The organism is Pseudoalteromonas sp. SG43-4, assembly GCF_014164325.1.
In the GTDB taxonomy this organism is placed as follows: domain Bacteria; phylum Pseudomonadota; class Gammaproteobacteria; order Enterobacterales; family Alteromonadaceae; genus Pseudoalteromonas; species Pseudoalteromonas distincta.
The window spans coordinates 44,274-61,279 of sequence record NZ_JACJFB010000007.1 but is presented as its reverse complement, the minus strand read 5'-3'; the positions used below and the strand labels follow the sequence as shown (position 1 = coordinate 61,279).

General features: G+C 40.6%; 11 protein-coding genes and 1 pseudogene. 11 read left to right on the top strand and 1 reads right to left on the bottom strand.

All coding sequences use genetic code 11. The features are described 5' to 3' along the window. Nucleotides 1–43: 43 nt before the first annotated feature. On the bottom strand, nt 44–3,484 hold the full coding sequence (locus H5160_RS08855) for a PAS-domain containing protein (RefSeq protein ID WP_182696468.1): 3,441 nt from the start codon (nt 3,482–3,484) through the stop codon (nt 44–46). Between the two features lie 414 nt (nt 3,485–3,898). Between H5160_RS08855 and H5160_RS08850 the strand changes: the two genes are divergently transcribed. From H5160_RS08850 to phoR, 11 genes and pseudogenes are all read left to right on the top strand, one after another. Continuing rightward, the gene (locus tag H5160_RS08850; protein WP_002961535.1) at nt 3,899–4,162 is read left to right on the top strand and encodes a DUF4212 domain-containing protein; all 264 of its coding nucleotides are present in this window, start codon (nt 3,899–3,901) and stop codon (nt 4,160–4,162) included. 10 nt (nt 4,163–4,172) lie between these two features. Then, complete coding sequence (locus tag H5160_RS08845; RefSeq protein WP_002961534.1) at nt 4,173–5,897, top strand: sodium:solute symporter family protein; 1,725 nt, start codon at nt 4,173–4,175, stop codon at nt 5,895–5,897. A gap of 123 nt (nt 5,898–6,020) precedes the next feature. After that, nucleotides 6,021–7,859, top strand: a complete 1,839-nt coding sequence (locus H5160_RS08840) for a DUF294 nucleotidyltransferase-like domain-containing protein (RefSeq protein ID WP_182737243.1) — start codon at nt 6,021–6,023, stop codon at nt 7,857–7,859. A gap of 15 nt (nt 7,860–7,874) precedes the next feature. Beyond that, the gene (locus H5160_RS08835) at nt 7,875–8,498 is read left to right on the top strand and encodes a 3'-5' exonuclease (protein WP_182737236.1); all 624 of its coding nucleotides are present in this window, start codon (nt 7,875–7,877) and stop codon (nt 8,496–8,498) included. A gap of 138 nt (nt 8,499–8,636) precedes the next feature. Further along, nucleotides 8,637–9,371: an SIMPL domain-containing protein gene (locus H5160_RS08830; protein WP_182720667.1), complete on the top strand. Its 735-nt coding sequence runs from the start codon at nt 8,637–8,639 to the stop codon at nt 9,369–9,371. Nucleotides 9,372–9,450: 79 nt separating this feature from the next. Next, a pseudogene (locus H5160_RS08825) lies at nt 9,451–10,112 on the top strand (peroxiredoxin-like family protein). A gap of 178 nt (nt 10,113–10,290) precedes the next feature. Then, nucleotides 10,291–11,307 (top strand): erythrose-4-phosphate dehydrogenase, encoded by a 1,017-nt coding sequence (epd, locus tag H5160_RS08820; RefSeq protein ID WP_002961528.1) that lies wholly within the window; start codon nt 10,291–10,293, stop codon nt 11,305–11,307. Nucleotides 11,308–11,371: 64 nt separating this feature from the next. After that, nucleotides 11,372–12,547, top strand: a complete 1,176-nt coding sequence (locus H5160_RS08815; protein ID WP_002961525.1) for a phosphoglycerate kinase — start codon at nt 11,372–11,374, stop codon at nt 12,545–12,547. Between the two features lie 201 nt (nt 12,548–12,748). Continuing rightward, nucleotides 12,749–13,813, top strand: a complete 1,065-nt coding sequence (fba, locus tag H5160_RS08810; RefSeq protein WP_002961523.1) for a class II fructose-bisphosphate aldolase — start codon at nt 12,749–12,751, stop codon at nt 13,811–13,813. Nucleotides 13,814–14,853: 1,040 nt separating this feature from the next. Next, nucleotides 14,854–15,543: a phosphate regulon transcriptional regulator PhoB gene (gene phoB, locus H5160_RS08805; protein ID WP_006791869.1), complete on the top strand. Its 690-nt coding sequence runs from the start codon at nt 14,854–14,856 to the stop codon at nt 15,541–15,543. Between the two features lie 65 nt (nt 15,544–15,608). After that, nucleotides 15,609–16,916, top strand: a complete 1,308-nt coding sequence (gene phoR / locus H5160_RS08800) for a phosphate regulon sensor histidine kinase PhoR (RefSeq protein WP_002962688.1) — start codon at nt 15,609–15,611, stop codon at nt 16,914–16,916. Nucleotides 16,917–17,006 lie beyond the last annotated feature (90 nt).

Genomic DNA, 17,006 nt, shown 5'->3' with positions numbered 1-17,006 from the left:
TTTAACTAGAACACTTTTTACTAGAATACTTTTAACTAGATCACTATGTACTGTGATTAAGCAGTGCCTTTAGTTTGCCCGGTTTAATTGGCTTACTTAAATAATGAATATTAGCGGCTTTGGTTTCTTGCTTAAGCTCGGTGTCGCGCACGGCGGTAATTAAAATAGCAGGGACTTGGCTTTGCCAAATTTCGCGCAGGGTTTTAATTAGCGTTATGCCATCGCAGTCATTGCCTAATTGGTAGTCCATTAAAATAACATCGGGTGCACCGTTTTCTTTAGCATGCGCCAGTACATTATCTACGTTATCAAAAAGGGTGTAATTAGCCTGCCACTTTTTAAGTAAGCTTGCCATTGCTGCTAAATTTTCAGGGTCGTCGTCTACGGCAACAATATTAATTGCTGCACGGTTTTCTATTAAGCTATTTGTAGTACTTTTTTGTTGTACAAACTGCTCGTCGCCATAAGGTACCTCAATGCTAAAACGGCTACCTTTATTTGGCTCAGAATGCACATCAAGCGGCAAACTTAATAAGTCAGCCATACGTTTTACCACACCTAGGCCTAAGCCTACGCCTTTGTTATCGCCCGACTCAACACGGTAAAAGTCGTTAAATATTTTAGCTTGCTCTACTTCGCTAATCCCAGGGCCTGTATCCCATACTTCTATTCGTAAATTATGCTTTCGGTTTCTACAGGCAATTAATACACGGCCATTATCGGTGTATTTAACTGCATTAGAGACCAAGTTTTGAATAATTCGGCGCAAATAGGTTATATCGCTGTGCACAATTTGCTGGTTTGAACGCACACTAAGCTTAAGGCCTTTATCACTTGATAAAATAGCGTATTCACTTTGTAGTGGGGCTAAAATATCTTCAATATAAAAGTGGCGAGGGGTAGGGGTCATAGCGCCTTGCTCAAGCTTAGCTATTTCAAGCAATGCCGACATTAAATGCACGGTTGAATCGAGACTATCGCCTAGTTTTTCAAAGCTGTTTTGGTTAGTGCTGTCGAGCTGTTTTTCGTCAATGGCGGCAAGGTATAAACGTGCTGCATTTAACGGCTGTAAAATGTCATGGCTCGCCAGTGCTAAAAAGCGCGTTTTACTGTCGTTGGCTTGCTCTGCTTCTCGTTTAGCTAAAGTAAGTGCTTGCTCAGTTTGTACACGGCTATCTATTTGAGCTTGTAAGTCTTTATTAATAGTTTGCACTTCTTGAGTACGTGCTTCTATGCGGTTTTCAAGATCCATGTTTACTTCTTCAAGCGCATTTTGCGTACTTATGTGGTTTGTAATATCTGAAAAGCTGGTAACAAATCCGCCATCGGGCAGCGGATTACCAATCATTTCGTATACTTGGCCATTACGACGGTGGCGAATAAAATGATGCGAGCTGCCATATTTTAAATGCTGTACACGTTTTTCTACTTGGCGTTCTATTTCGCCTGGGCCACATTCACCACGGTTAGCGTTGTATCTAATAATGTCTTCTATGGGTTGGCCTACTTCTAAAAAGCCTTCAGGGTAGCCAAACATTTCATTGTAGCGTTTGTTCCATGCAACGAGTTTTAAATCTTTATCAACAACTGAAATACCGTGGCTTAAATTTTCGAGTGAGGTAAATAACAGGTTTTGATTAAATTGCAGCGCTTGTGTGGTTTCGTCAAAAAAGTTTACAACTTCTTCAAACGCCATACGCTTACCCGACGATACCGTATGTATTAATGCTTGCGCTGACGATGCGCCAAGCACGCCTGTTAACGCGCGTTCGCAGTAGGCTATAAATTCAGGCTCTGGGTGTGCGTTGTTATCGCTTAAATGATGGGCGAGTGCGTAATGGGCCAGTACTTGTTGGCTGCGCTGAATACCTAGAAATGTTTGCAGTAGTATTTTAAAGTCGTAAACGGTGGCTTTTACGTCTTTATTTAAGCGCCTTGATAAAATAGCCTGATCTTTAGGGTTAACAAAAGCAGCGGCCTGAATTTTATCAATTAAGCGCTCCTCAGCCCCAAGTGAAAAACTAATATAACAACCAATATTGGCAAACAAAGCTATCAAGGTTCCACGCGTTATAAGCGTTTGTTGCAGCTCGCTATCAAGGGTTGTGCCGGCATCGAGTATTGGCAGCATTAAAAATAGTATCCAGCAAATAAAGCCTGCTACCAAACCCGCATACACCCCATAAGCATGACCTTTTCGCCAATATAAACCACCCACAATAGAGGGCAGCAATTGGGTAACAAGTGAAAACGCCACCAAGCCCATACTGGCCAGTGCGCTACTATGGCCAAACCATTGCTGATAGAAATAGGCCAAAATTAATATGCCTGCAATAGCAAAGCGCCTTACAAGTAATATGCGAGACTTATAACTGCTGGTAATTAAGTTACGTTTAAACTTTCTACGCAGCATTAACGGCAGTACCACATCGTTTGAGATCATCGTGCTTAATGTAAGCGTTGCTACCACTATCATTGCGGTGGCGGCCGATAGCCCACCTATAAATACAAAGGTGGTTAAAAAAGCGTTGTCGTTAATTAGCGGTAGGGCAAGTACAAAGCTGTCGGGTGAATAGCCGCTGCCAATTTCAGGATGAATGGCCGCAGTCGCAATAGGTAAAATCATTGCGGCTGTTAGTAGTAAATACAGCGGAAAAGCCCAGCGAGCGGTAAGTAAGTGGCGTTTGTTTTGGTTGTCGACCACGGTTACATGAAATTGGCGAGGCAAACATATAATAGCCGCTGCAGCCATTAAAGACTGGCCAATAAAGTTAAAGCTAAAAAAGTTAAAATCGCTCCAGTGACCCCAAATAGACTCAGTTACTTTGTTCGTGGTGGCTTCGGGTAAATTAAAAAGTGTAAATACTGCAAGCCCCGCAACGGCAATAAGAGCAATAAGTTTAATCATAGATTCAAATGCAACAGCGAGCATTAAGCCAGAGCGATATTCAGTTACATCAACTTTGCGAGTACCAAAAAATATAGCAAATAAAGCCATAATTAGTGTGGCAGAAAGCGCGAGCATATCGCCGGATATTTTATTACTGTTTTGCAAAAGTAAAAAGCTTGTACTAAGCGCTTTTAATTGCAGTGCAATGTAGGGAATGGTTGCCAGTAATGCGATTACAGTAACCATTATTGCTGTAGTTTGACGTTTGCCGTAACGAGCTGAAATAAAGTCAGCAATAGTAGTTATATTTTGTTTTTTACTTACCAGTACCAGCTTACGTAAAAATCCTTGGCCGAATAAAAACAGCAACGCAGGGCCTAATAATATTGGCAAGTAACTCCAACTGCTGGTGGCGGCTGTTCCTACCGAACCGTAATAAGTCCAAGAGGTACAGTAAATCCCGAGTGAGAGTGAATACACAAATGGGTGATGGCTAATACGCTTTGCTAAAGGGGTTGTTTTATCGCCCCAATTGGCAAGCCAAAACAGCACACCTATATAACTTAAAGCAACAATAATGAGTACGGCAGTCATGTTGTTATTAAACCTTATTATTTTAAATAATCCCTCATCCGTATGAGGGATTAACACAATACCAGAACTGAGGTTAAGTGTGAGGGTTGAATTTAAAATAAAACTTTTATTTTATTTATATCTTATTGAATATTAACAGTAAAAATAAAACACCCTTGAGCATTAGACTAATGTCGCATTAATGACCAACTTATCAATTTAATCATAAAGCCAGCTTATAAAAACAGCCTAAGTAATTGAAATAATATAAAAATATATAAAACACGCTTGAATGATAAATACAGTTTACGTAAACGTTAACAAGCTGTTACGACTATGGTCTCAATTCAATATGTAACCAGCGTTGCTAAATTGGTAAGCGAAGATAAAAAACCACTCATCGCGATATTGCGGTGCTTAAAGGGGAAAACAAAAATGGCTTTTAAAGATGAAGAACAAGCAAAAGCTTATTGGGCAGAAAACATTTCGCTGTTATTTAAACTGTTAGCAGTGTGGTTTGTCGTGTCTTTTGGCTTTGGCATATTACTGGTTGATGTACTTAATGAAGTACGTTTTTTTGGGTTTAAACTTGGCTTCTGGTTCGCCCAGCAAGGCGCGATTTATACCTTTGTTGCTTTGATTTTTGTGTACGTTTTCAAAATGAATACGTTAGATAAAAAATACGGCGTAGACGAATAGGAGCTAAGCAATGGATGTTCAAACACTCACGTTTTTAATTGTTGGTTTAAGCTTTGCGCTTTATATCGGCATAGCAATATGGGCCCGAGCGGGTTCAACCAAAGAGTTTTATGTAGCGGGCGGCGGCGTACCTCCTCTTGCTAATGGTATGGCAACAGCTGCCGATTGGATGAGCGCCGCGTCGTTTATTTCAATGGCGGGTATTATTTCGTTTGCAGGTTACGATGGCAGTGTTTACTTAATGGGGTGGACAGGTGGTTATGTACTATTAGCCATGTGTTTAGCGCCTTACTTACGTAAATTCGGCAAGTTTACTGTGCCAGACTTTATTGGCGACCGTTACTATTCACGTACCGCGCGTTTAGTTGCTATTTTTTGTGCCATATTCATTTGTTTCACTTATATAGCAGGGCAAATGCGTGGCGTAGGCGTGGTATTTTCACGCTTTTTAGAAGTAGAAATTGAAACCGGTGTTTACATTGGTATGGTGATTGTATTCTTTTATGCGGTACTTGGCGGCATGAAAGGCATTACCTACACACAAGTAGCGCAGTATTGTGTACTTGTATTTGCCTACCTTGTACCAGCCATTTTTATCTCGATGATGATGACGGGTCACTTCTTCCCACAAACCGGTTTTGGTGCCACACTAATTGGCAGCGACGGCGTGTACGTACTTGATAAATTAGATGGCTTAAGCGCTGAACTTGGTTTTGCGCAATATACCGAAGGCTCTAAGAGCATGATTGACGTATTTGCTATTACTGGTGCGTTAATGGTAGGTACTGCTGGTTTACCACATGTAATTGTACGCTTTTTCACTGTACCTCGCGTAAAAGACACACGTATTTCTGCTGCATGGACTCTTGTGTTCATCGCGATTGTTTATACTACAGCACCTGCGGTTGCAGCCTTTGCTCGCGTAAACATGGTTGATACTATTAATGGTAAAGACGGTAGCGGTACAGCTTACGCAGAAGCACCAGGATGGATTAAAAACTGGGAACGCACAGGTTTAATTACATTTGATGATAAAAACGGCGATGGCAAAATGTTCTACACGGCGGGTAAAATCACCGATCCGAACAGTGCTAACGAAGTAAATGTAGACCGCGACATTATGGTATTAGCAAATCCAGAAATTGCTAATTTACCAGCATGGGTAATTGCACTTGTAGCTGCCGGTGGTATTGCCGCTGCACTGTCTACAACAGCAGGTTTACTACTGGTTATTTCGACCTCCGTTTCGCACGATTTACTCAAGCGAACCCTCAAGCCCGATATTACCGACAAGCAAGAGTTACTTGCAGCGAGGTTGGCAGCCATGGTCGCTATTGTTATCTCCGCATACTTTGGTATTAACCCGCCTGGATTTGTGGCATCGGTAGTGGCATTTGCATTCGGCTTGGCGGCAGCGAGTTTCTTCCCAGCAATTATTATGGGTATATTCTCTAAAACAATGAACCGAGAGGGCGCAATTGCAGGCATGGTAACGGGTATTGGCTTTACCGCTGCGTATATCATCTTCTTCAAGTTTGTAAGCCCTGAGCTTAACAACCCTGAACATTGGTTTTTAGGTATTTCGCCTGAAGGTATTGGCTTAATTGGTATGATTATTAACTTTGTAGTAGCTGCAGTTGTTCTTAAATTTACTCAAGCTACACCTATTGAAATTCAAGAAATGGTAGAAGGTATTCGTAACCCTAAAGGGTCAGCTGAAGCGCACGATCACTAGGCAACATTTATAGATATAGTAAAAAAATATAAAGCACCCAAAGCCCGAATTTAGTCGGGCTTTTTATTTGTTTAATAAATAAGTACATTAGATTGGTACATCACCATTTAAAGAGCGAATACAATGAGTGTAGAACAACAAGAAATAGCCCAATACGTTTGTTTGCAAGCGCCTTTTACTATGCTTGATAGCAGCGCATGCGAATACTTTGTAAATCGTCTTGATATTATTTACCTTACCCGCGAAAACCAAACTCAGTGGTTACAAAGTGAAAACCCTAAACTATTTTTAATTCGCTCTGGTTTGTACGACCTCGTTGATGGCAAGGGCGATGTTGTTACGCGCTTAGCGCAAGGTGACTATTTTGGTTTTCCGTCGCTATTAACCGGTGAGGCAATTCAAAATAGGTTAGAAGTACAAAAAGAGGGGATAGTGTATATGCTCTCTCAAACGCACTTTGATTTTTTACGCAGAGAATATAAATCGTTTGAGCAATACTTTGTACGCGCTCATGCTAACCGGTTGTTGTCATCGCATTATAAAAGTAAAAACGATAGCTGGTCGGAACGTAAAATATCAGAGCTGATGACCCGCACAGCAATTACACTTTCGCCCGATGCAAGTATTAGGCAAAGCGCTAAAAAAATGAAAGAGCATGGTGTCTCGTCAATAATGATAACGCAGCACGCGCACTTAGTGGGAGTTGTGACTGACCGCGATTTACGTAACCGCGTACTTGCTGACGAGGTAGACCCACAAGATGCAGTCAGCAGTATTATGACCGCCAAGCCCAAGTTTATATTTGAAAATAACCGGGTGTTTTCGGCGCTGCATTTAATGCTTAAATACAACATTCACCATTTGCCCGTGCTCGACGAAAACCATAACCCGATAGGAATGATAACCAGCACCGATTTACTGCGCCAACAAAAAAGTGACCCCGTACAGCTTATTGGGCGCATATATAAAGCGCACACTGTTACTGATTTAAAACGCTACGCTAAAGAAATTCCCGAACTTTTGCGTAGTTTTTCGTACAACATTGACGACATATCGCTAATTGGTAAATTACTCAGTGGTTTAACCGATGCGCTTACATCGCGCCTGATTCACTTATTTCAAGAAGAGCATGGCGCAGCGCCAACCAGCTTTAGTTTTATTTGCTTTGGCTCGCAAGCACGCGAAGAACAAACCCTGCATTCAGATCAAGATAACGGCTTATTACTCCCTAACGACTTAACCACCGAGCAACACGCTTACTTTAAAAGTATGGGGGAGTTTGTATGCGAGAATTTAGTTGAGTGCGGCATTAGGCGTTGCCCAGGTAATATTATGGCAAGCAGTGATGAGTGCCGTATGAGCGTAAACGACTGGAGCGAGCGCTTTTTTAAATGGATAAAAAGCCCCACACCCAATGCAATGCTTAACTGTAAGATATTTTTTGACCTGCGATTTATTGAAGGTTCAAACGCTTTATACACGGCTTTTTGCGAGCAACTAATTCGTATATCGCGTAACGACTTATTCTATGCCGCAATGGCAACCGACATAAGCAGCAACAGCGTGCCAATTGGTTTATTTAATAAATTTAAAACCGAAAAAACAGATCAAAATAATAAATACATAGATTTAAAAAAACGTGGTGTCGTAATTATAAATGACATAGTGCGGTTATACGCTTTAAAAGCGGGTATTAGGCGCGCCAACACACAAGAGCGGTTGGACGCACTACTAAAACATAAACTGATCAGCAAAGAAGATATATACAACCTAAAAGACTGCTGGCGGTTCTTAACGCAGCTTCGTTTGAGTACACAAATAAACGAAGAGGGCTTACCGAGTAATTGCATTAACCCTAATAAATTAAACTCACTAGAGCGCCATCAACTAAAAGAAGCGTTTTACCTTGTTAAACAAGCGCAGCAAGCCGCCGCGTTTAAGTTTGCTCGCGGCAGTTTATAATGATGGATTACTAACATGGTAAAAAAGCTGCTCACTCGGTATTTAAAGCGCCGTAAATTACTAGGCAAAAATGCCTTACAACAACGTTACTTAGTGATTGATTTAGAGCTCACTGGGCTTGATGCAAAACAGCACGAAATTGTATCACTAGCGTGGGTGATAATAGATAACCAATGTATAAAAATGAGCGAGTCGCAGCACCTTATAAATAAAAACGTAAAAAGCCTTGAGCAAAGTCCTGTTTTTCATGGGATTAGCGACGATGCTATAACAAAAGGACAGAGCTTGTGCAGTATATTAACGCAACTAAGCAGCCACTTTAGTGATTGTATTTTAGTGTTTCATAATGCCATGCTCGACTGGGGGTTTTTAAAAATAGCGCTTAAAAATGCCAATATAACTATACGGCCTAAACTGATACTCGACACACTGCATATTGAGCAAAAGCGCTTACTCCATCATTCAACTGAAATAAAACAAGATGATTTAACCCTTAATGCTTGCCGCACACGTTATGAGTTACCAAGCTATCATTGCCATCACGCACTGACCGATGCACAAGCCACTGCCGAGTTACTGCTAGCCCAGTGCCATCAAATAAGCCGTGGCAAAGAGTTAAAAGTAGGCGAGTTGATGTAGGTTGGCTGTAGGCGGGGCTTTATGCCGCGCGAGATAAACTCCCGCCAACAATAAAGAGTAGTTTACTTTTATTGTTATCCGTATAACTATAGGTACAGTTACGTAATCATTATCTAACTAATCACTTCAAGGACGATCATGAAACTCATCACTGCCATTTTCTTAACCTTATTCCCACTCATCACTTTTGCTAATTCAAGTTTGCCTGCTAATCGCCATATTGCAGTGCAGGGTACTGCAGAGGTATTAGCAAAGCCCGATATGGCTAAGATTTCTTTTGAAGTAATAAGCTTTAAAGACAAATCACTTGATGCAAAACGTGATGTTGATGACCGAGTAAATTTGTTACTTAAAGGTTTAAGCAAGTATGGTGTTAAGGAGACTGATGTTTCTGCTACAAGCCTGTTAACTCATAATGATGACGATATGTTTAATGTCGAGAGCGGTACAGCAATTAATGCAGGATATGTAGCAACAAGAACACTTAAAGTAACATTAAGAAATATTGAAAAAGTGAATGATTTTATCGATTTTGCACTAAGTGTAAAAATTAATGAACTGACGAATATTGAGCTTATGTCTTCAAAAGCCTCGCAGTTAGAAGCTGAAGCAACACAAGGCGCAATAGATAACGCTATAGTTAAAGGGGGTAAGCTTGCCAAAGCATTTGGCGCAGAGATTGGAAAAATTTACAGTATTAATTCAAATTCTAACCGTTCAAGTTATGGTTATGGCGTAGATGATTTTGATAGAATAGTTGTGACCGGCTCTAAAGTTACTAGAAATCCATTCGAGCAAGGCAGGTATTTACAAGAAACTATTACATTTAAATCATCAATAAACGTGGTGTTTGATTTAGAGGTAAATGATTAAGTTAAAATTTTCATTTCAAATACATTTTCATAATGTAAGCTGGCTTTAAGTTTTTGATTAATTTGAAGGTAGCCATATTATGAGCGATGAAAGCAACACGTTAAAAGCACAAACTGAGGCAAAAGTAGCAGCAGGGCGCAAAGGTAATCCTGATTTTATGAAAGGTGTTGATGAAACGATTGCACAAGCAAAAGCGTTTCAACAAGGTGCTAATGCACTTGATTTAAACCAAATTGCACCAAGTTTTGAGTTACCAAATCAACATGGTCAATCGGTGCAGTTAACTGAGTTACTTGCTAAAGGGCCTGGGTTGTTACTTTTTATCGTGGTAGTTGGTGTCCGTACTGTAATTTACAACTGAAAGCACTGCAGTCACGTTTACCTGAAATTCATGCTTTAGGTGCGCAGCTGGTGGCTATTAGCCCGCAAGTACCCGATGGCTCAATGAGCGAAAGCGATATAAGTAACATGGATTTTTTAGTGCTGAGTGATCAAAATGCCGATGTAGCAGCAAGCTACGGCGTAGCATGGCAAGTGCCCACATTTTTACTCGAGCATATGCGAGTAGACCGAGGCCTAGATTTAGAGTCGGTTAACAATGGCAATAGTAGTGTTTTACCGATCCCTGCCACCTTTGTTTTAGATAAACAAGGTAAAGTGACTTGGCGTTATGTTGATGTTGATTATCGTACTCGTTCTGAGCCAGAAGATATAATTAACGCTTTGAAAAATTTAGTATAAAAAACTTAATTTTAAAAGTCAGACCCCTTGAAGAGCTTGCAATGCCTAAGCTCTTCAACGTTAATTTAAAGTTTCTAATGCTTCCCTCTTATAATCAGATGCAAGGTCGATTACAATACAGACATCTAAAAGGCGTATTGCCTTTATCTGCACGCTAAAAGAGTGGATTTTATATTTCATGGCAATCAAACTTGCAATTAATGGTTTTGGTCGTATTGGTCGAAATATTGTCCGCGCGTTATACGAGTCTGGTTTGAGCGACGATATAAAAATTGTTGCGATTAACGAACTTGCTGATCCTGAAGCTATTGCTCATTTATTAAAATACGACACATCCCACGGTCGTTTTTCTTTTCCTGTAAAACTTGGTGAAGACACCATTAGTGTTGCAGGCGATACCATTGCACTTTTTTGTGAAGAAAACCCAATTGAATTACCTTGGCAAACGCTCGATGTAGACGTTGTACTTGAATGTACGGGTGTTTACCACTCGCGTGAACATGCGCAGTTACATATTACCGCAGGCGCTAAAAAGGTGTTGTTTTCGCATCCGGCCGATAACGATGTTGATGCTACGATTGTGTATGGCATTAACGACGATGAGCTTAAAAGCGAGCACACAATTGTTTCTAACGGATCGTGTACAACTAACTGTGTTGTGCCGGTTATTAAAGTATTAGATGATGCATTTGGTATTGAGTCGGGCGCTATTACAACGATTCATGCGTCGATGAACGATCAACAAGTGATTGATGGTTATCATCATGATTTACGCCGTACTCGCGCTGCAAGCCAATCAATTATTCCAGTTGATACAAAGCTCGCTCGTGGTATAGACCGTATTTTACCTAAATTTAAAGGCCGTTTTGAAGCCATCGCCGTACGTGTACCTACTATAAATGTCACGGCAATGGATTTAAGTGTAACGGTTAATACCGATGTAGATTTAAATGCAGTAAATAATGCACTTAAAGCACAAGCAAAAGACCGCTTAGAAGGTATTTTAAGTTATACCGAAGAGCCGCTTGTATCGGTTGATTTTAATCACGACCCACATTCTTGTATTATTGATGGCACACAAACACGTGTTAGTCACAAACGACTGATAAAGTTATTAGTATGGTGTGATAACGAATGGGGTTTTGCTAATCGTATGCTCGACACAGCGCGTGCTATGATGGCAGTGAATAAGTAATTTATTAATATAATAATTTTAAACGTATTTTTCAGGTTCAGTATCGTTAACTAAGGAGATGTTCATGTCGGTCATAAAAATGGCAGATTTAGATTTAAACGGCAAACGCGTATTAATTCGTGAAGATTTAAATGTACCAGTTAAAGCAGGTAAAGTGACGTCAGATGCGCGTATTCGTGCAGCACTACCTACTATTAAACTAGCTCTTGAGAAAGGCGCTAAAGTAATGGTTATGTCACACCTTGGCCGTCCTACGGAAGGGGAATACGATGAAGCGTTTTCGCTTGCACCTGTAGCTGATTACTTAAACGATGCCCTAGAGCAAACTGTACGTTTAGAAAAAGATTACCTAAACGGTGTTGATATTGCTGATAACGAAGTGGTTGTTTTTGAAAATGTGCGCTTTAACAAAGGCGAGAAGAAAAACGACGAAGCGCTATCTAAGCAACTAGCAGCACTGTGTGATGTATATGTAATGGATGCATTTGGTACGGCTCACCGTGCACAAGCGTCTACCCATGGCGTTGGTTTATTTGCTGATGTGGCATGTGCAGGTCCATTGTTATCGGCTGAGCTTGAAGCGTTAGGAAAAGCACTTGATAATCCAGCGCGTCCATTAGTAGCGATTGTTGGTGGTTCTAAAGTATCTACTAAGCTTACCGTTTTAGATTCACTTTCTAAAATTGTTGACCAATTAGTTACCGGCGGCGGTATTGCAAATACCTTTATTGCTGCATCAGGTAGCCCAGTTGGTAAATCGCTTTACGAACCTGATTTAATGGATGAAGCGAACCGTTTATGTGCAGCAGCGATTGCTAATAATGGTGAAATTCCGGTACCGACTGACGTAGTGGTTGGTAATGAGTTTTCTGAATCTGCTGTAGCTACACTTAAAGATGTAAGCGAAGTAACAAGCAATGATATGATTTTTGATATTGGCCCTGATACAGCGAGCAAGCTTGCAAAAATTATTGCAAATGCAGGCACTGTTGTATGGAATGGTCCAGTTGGCGTGTTCGAGTTTGACCAATTTGGTAATGGTACTCGTGCTATTGCACAAGCAATTGCTAACTCAAATGCGTTTTCAATTGCGGGTGGTGGTGATACCTTAGCTGCAATCGATAAATACGGCATTGCCGATAAAGTATCTTATATTTCTACTGGTGGTGGTGCGTTCTTAGAGTTTTTAGAAGGCAAAAAACTTCCAGCAGTTGAAATGCTAGAGTCGCGCGCTAAGTAATTTTAGTCGCGTAAGGTGAGGGTGTAATAGCCCTCACCGACAATTAATTACTAAATACCTCTCACCCTAATTTAGTCGTTAATTTAGACGGAATATTACTGCAAAGCAGTGGTTTTTCGTGGCGTTGTTATAACGCCAAACTAACACATCCGTTCAAACTAGATGGTAGGGAACTACTGTCGATAAATTGGAGAATACCCAATGGCTTTAATCAGTATGCGACAACTTTTAGATCATGCAGCAGAGCATGGTTACGGCGTACCTGCTTTTAATGTTAACAATCAAGAGCAAATGCGCGCAATAATGGAAGCGGCTGACAAAACAAACAGTCCAGTAATCGTTCAGGGATCAGCTGGCGCACGTGCTTATGCTGGTGCTCCATTTATTCGTCATATGATTTTAGCAGCCGTTGAAGAATGGCCACATATCCCCGTTGTAATGCATCAAGATCACGGCACATCGCCAGGTGTATGTCAGCGTTCAATTCAGCTTGGTTTTTCATCAGTAATGATGGATGGCTCGTTAATGAGCGACGGCAAAACCCCTTCAAGCTACGAATACAATGTAGAAGTAACGCGCGAAACAGTTGCTATGGCGCATGCCTGTGGCGTATCGGTTGAAGGCGAGCTAGGTGTACTTGGTTCACTTGAAACAGGTGAAGCTGGCGAAGAAGATGGCGTTGGCGCAGAAGGGTTATTAACAACGGATCAAATGCTAACAGACCCTGAAGAGGCGGCTGACTTTGTAAATAAAACCCACGTTGATGCACTTGCAATTGCTTGCGGTACTTCACACGGTGCTTATAAATTTACTCGCCCACCAACAGATGACATTTTAGCGATTGATCGCATTAAAGCGATTCATGCCCGTATTCCTAACACGCACTTAGTGATGCATGGCTCATCTTCAGTTCCTCAAGAATGGTTAGAAATTATTAATCAGTACGGTGGCGAAATTCCAGAAACTTATGGTGTGCCAGTTGAGCAGATTGTTGAAGGCATTAAGTTTGGTGTTCGCAAGGTAAATATTGATACCGATTTACGTTTAGCATCTACCGGTGCAATTCGCCGTCATATGGCGCTTAACCCATCTAACTTTGATCCACGTAAATACCTAGCTGAAGCTACAAAAGCAATGACAGAGATTTGCGTTGCACGCTATAACTCGTTTGGTACTTCTGGTCAGGCTAGTAAAATTAAGCCAATTTCACTTGATGAAATGCACCTTAAATACTTAAGCGGCGAACTAGACCCTAAAATTAGATAATAGATCAATTTATAATTGATCATTATTAGAGCCTGTTTATCTTTCGAGGTTGAATTTGCAGCAGTATGTTTGGTATTTAGGCAAGGCAGAGCCTATGCAGTGTGGTTATTCCCCATAAATAGGCGATAACGTGGAATAAATGCCAAACATGCGCTGCCCGAAGGGTTCTGCTTAGGGGTAATTTACTCTTTGTTGCCTACATGGATGTAGGTAAGGGGCGTGAGCAGGACGCGGAAGCTTTGCTCGGTTTTTACTTAGCCCGCTAGGTTACAAACCTCACGCCGCGATTAAATCGTCCCTAGATTGAACAAATTTTAATCCTGAAAGGTCAACAGGCCCTAAGCCAGTAACTTTGTTGCTGGCTTTTTTAATGTCAGCCCTTTTTATATTACAGATTACGGTTTTTTGATCAGATCACTGCATTACCAACGCGGAATTTTGGGATCACGCATTTACTAACACAGCCTTTTTCGGATCATTACTTTACTAAGCCAAATACACTTTAATGCTATATATGGGTTCTGAGATAATTTGATCGTTATTTATTTGTATAAACAATCAACAACTTATGGCTTTGACTAGGTACAACTCTGATCTGAGGGTTGATCGGCTTGGTAAAAATCTGATCCTTTATTTGGGGCTTAGTAAAATTTAGATCTATTTTTGAACGTATTGTTTGTTACACAGGCGGGTTTGTTGATTTTAAAATGGCTTTAAAGCTACTTTTAAACGATCGATCTGTAAAAATGTCTTGGTTAGTAAAACAATGATCCCAGCTAGTTTAATATTGTTTAGTGGTTTAAATAGCGATACAAAAAAGATAATTTTAAAAAGTTAGCTATTACATAAATTTATCGTAAATCTCTTTTTATTACGTTAAATATTAAAAAGGTTTTAAAAATATGACGTTAATGAGGTTTTTTGTCACTAATTTGTGTTTTTTTTACCACCATTTTAATTTACACGTTACACTTTCATAAAAATGTCATACTTAGTCATAATAATGAAAACTAATTCGATAGCGTAAGAGATAAATTGGAATGTCACGTAAAGTACTAGTCGTAGATGACGAAGCTCCTATCAGGGAGATGTTGGTTTTTGTTTTAGAGCAAAATGGATTTCAAGCAATTGAAGCAGAAGATTACGACTCTGCTATTGCAGCTATGGTTGAACCTTACCCAGATATGGTTTTACTTGATTGGATGTTACCAGGTGGAAGCGGTATTCAAATTGCTAAAAAGTTTAAGCAAAACGAACACACCCGCCAAATCCCAATTATTATGCTTACAGCTCGCGGCGAAGAAGAAGACAAAGTACGCGGCCTTGAAGTAGGTGCAGATGATTACGTCACCAAGCCGTTTTCTCCTAAAGAGCTTATGGCACGTATTAAAGCGGTTATTCGCCGTGTATCGCCAACCTCATTAGAAGAAGCTATTGAAGTACATGGCCTGCGTTTAGACCCTATTTCGCATCGTGTTACCTCAGAAGGTAACGAGCTTGATATGGGGCCAACCGAATTTAGATTACTGCACTTTTTTATGACTCACCCAGAGCGTGTTTATAGCCGTGAACAACTGCTTGATCATGTGTGGGGAACTAACGTTTACGTAGAAGATCGCACTGTTGATGTTCACATTCGTCGCCTGCGTAAAGCAATTGGCCCACTTGGACATGACCGTTTGGTGCAAACAGTACGTGGCGCTGGGTATCGTTTTTCAAGTAAGCTGTGATCAGCTTAAAGCTTAGCTAATGTGTAAAATACGCATGTATTACTACTCTAAGGTAAAGTGAGTGTATGTATCGAGTTGTTAATAAGCAGGCGTTAGTAAAGCGCCTGTTTATCTATTTTTTACCCTTACTATTAATTGGTGTGCTGGTTGGCGCGCCATTTTTGCTTTTATTTTTAGGATCTTTTTCCCTCCTTATTTGGCACTACCATCAACTTTATCGTTTGAGCGATTGGCTACTTAATCAACGCAGCTTTAATCCACCAGAGGGTGAGGGTGCATGGGAGCAAGTGTTTGAAGGTATTTACCATCTCCAGCACCGTAATCGTAAAAAACGTAATGAGCTTGCAGATTTAATTCGTCGCTTTCGCGATGGGGCTGAAGCGGTACCTGATGCGGTTGTGGTATTACAAAATGATTTAAGTATTGTGTGGTGTAATCAACTAGCCCTTAAAGTGCTTGGTTTGCAGTGGCCTACGGATCATGGTCAGCGCCTTGATAATTTAATTCGCGAACCTAAGTTTGCTAAATACATGCACAAAGGCGAATTTGACGATGCGCTTGAGCTGGATAATGGTCATAGTATTGAGCAGGTGCTTGAGTTTAGGGTAATGCCATATGCAAGTACGCAACTTATGGTTGTTGTGCGTGATGTAACGCGCTTAAAACAGCTTGAACAGATGCGTAAAGACTTTGTAGCCAATGTGTCGCATGAACTACGTACACCGCTTACAGTGGTTACAGGGTATCTTGAGATGATGGATGGCGACATGATGCCGCCGCCAGCAATGTGGAACAAAGCGCAAAATACTATGCTTGAACAATGCAAGCGCATGGATAGCTTAGTCAGCCAATTACTATCGCTTTCGCGTATTGAAGGTGCTCGTCGCCAAGACAATGATAAAGCTATAAATGTGCCGCAATTACTTGGTTATATTCACACTGAAGCAAACTCAATTAATCAAGACAAAGGCCACGAACTTATTTTTGATATTGATAAAACCCTTGATATTAAAGGCTCTGAGGATGAACTGCGTAGTGCGTTTTCTAATTTAGTATTCAACGCGATTCATTACACAAAACCAGGCGGTAAAGTAGAAGTTTGCTGGCAGCGCAAAAACAATAAAGCGTGTTTTAGTGTTACCGATAATGGTGATGGTATTGCGCCTGAGCATATTAACCGATTAACTGAGCGTTTTTATCGTGTTGATAAAGCTCGCAGTAGAACAACAGGTGGCTCAGGCTTAGGGCTCGCTATAACAAAACATGTGTTAACTCGCCATGATAGTAAATTAAATATTCGCAGTGAAGTTAACAAAGGATCGTGTTTTTCTTTTGAATTTTCAATAGATAAGATAGTTTCGCTGACTAAATAATTAAGCTAATAGGTCAAGTCATAAAAGTGTCATTTAAGAGTAATGTAACTGTCATGTACTCACTTTAGAGTGGGCAGCAGTTAGAAAATG

What these genes read in the sequence shown, in the direction of transcription:
- H5160_RS08855 (WP_182696468.1), bottom strand. Translation starts at nt 3,484, where the DNA reads ATGACTGCCGTACTCATTATTGTTGCTTTAAGTTATATAGGTGTGCTG.
- H5160_RS08850 (WP_002961535.1), top strand. Translation starts at nt 3,899, where the DNA reads ATGGCTTTTAAAGATGAAGAACAAGCAAAAGCTTATTGGGCAGAAAAC.
- H5160_RS08845 (WP_002961534.1), top strand. Translation starts at nt 4,173, where the DNA reads ATGGATGTTCAAACACTCACGTTTTTAATTGTTGGTTTAAGCTTTGCG.
- H5160_RS08840 (WP_182737243.1), top strand. Translation starts at nt 6,021, where the DNA reads ATGAGTGTAGAACAACAAGAAATAGCCCAATACGTTTGTTTGCAAGCG.
- H5160_RS08835 (WP_182737236.1), top strand. Translation starts at nt 7,875, where the DNA reads ATGGTAAAAAAGCTGCTCACTCGGTATTTAAAGCGCCGTAAATTACTA.
- H5160_RS08830 (WP_182720667.1), top strand. Translation starts at nt 8,637, where the DNA reads ATGAAACTCATCACTGCCATTTTCTTAACCTTATTCCCACTCATCACT.
- epd (WP_002961528.1), top strand. Translation starts at nt 10,291, where the DNA reads ATGGCAATCAAACTTGCAATTAATGGTTTTGGTCGTATTGGTCGAAAT.
- H5160_RS08815 (WP_002961525.1), top strand. Translation starts at nt 11,372, where the DNA reads ATGTCGGTCATAAAAATGGCAGATTTAGATTTAAACGGCAAACGCGTA.
- fba (WP_002961523.1), top strand. Translation starts at nt 12,749, where the DNA reads ATGGCTTTAATCAGTATGCGACAACTTTTAGATCATGCAGCAGAGCAT.
- phoB (WP_006791869.1), top strand. Translation starts at nt 14,854, where the DNA reads ATGTCACGTAAAGTACTAGTCGTAGATGACGAAGCTCCTATCAGGGAG.
- phoR (WP_002962688.1), top strand. Translation starts at nt 15,609, where the DNA reads ATGTATCGAGTTGTTAATAAGCAGGCGTTAGTAAAGCGCCTGTTTATC.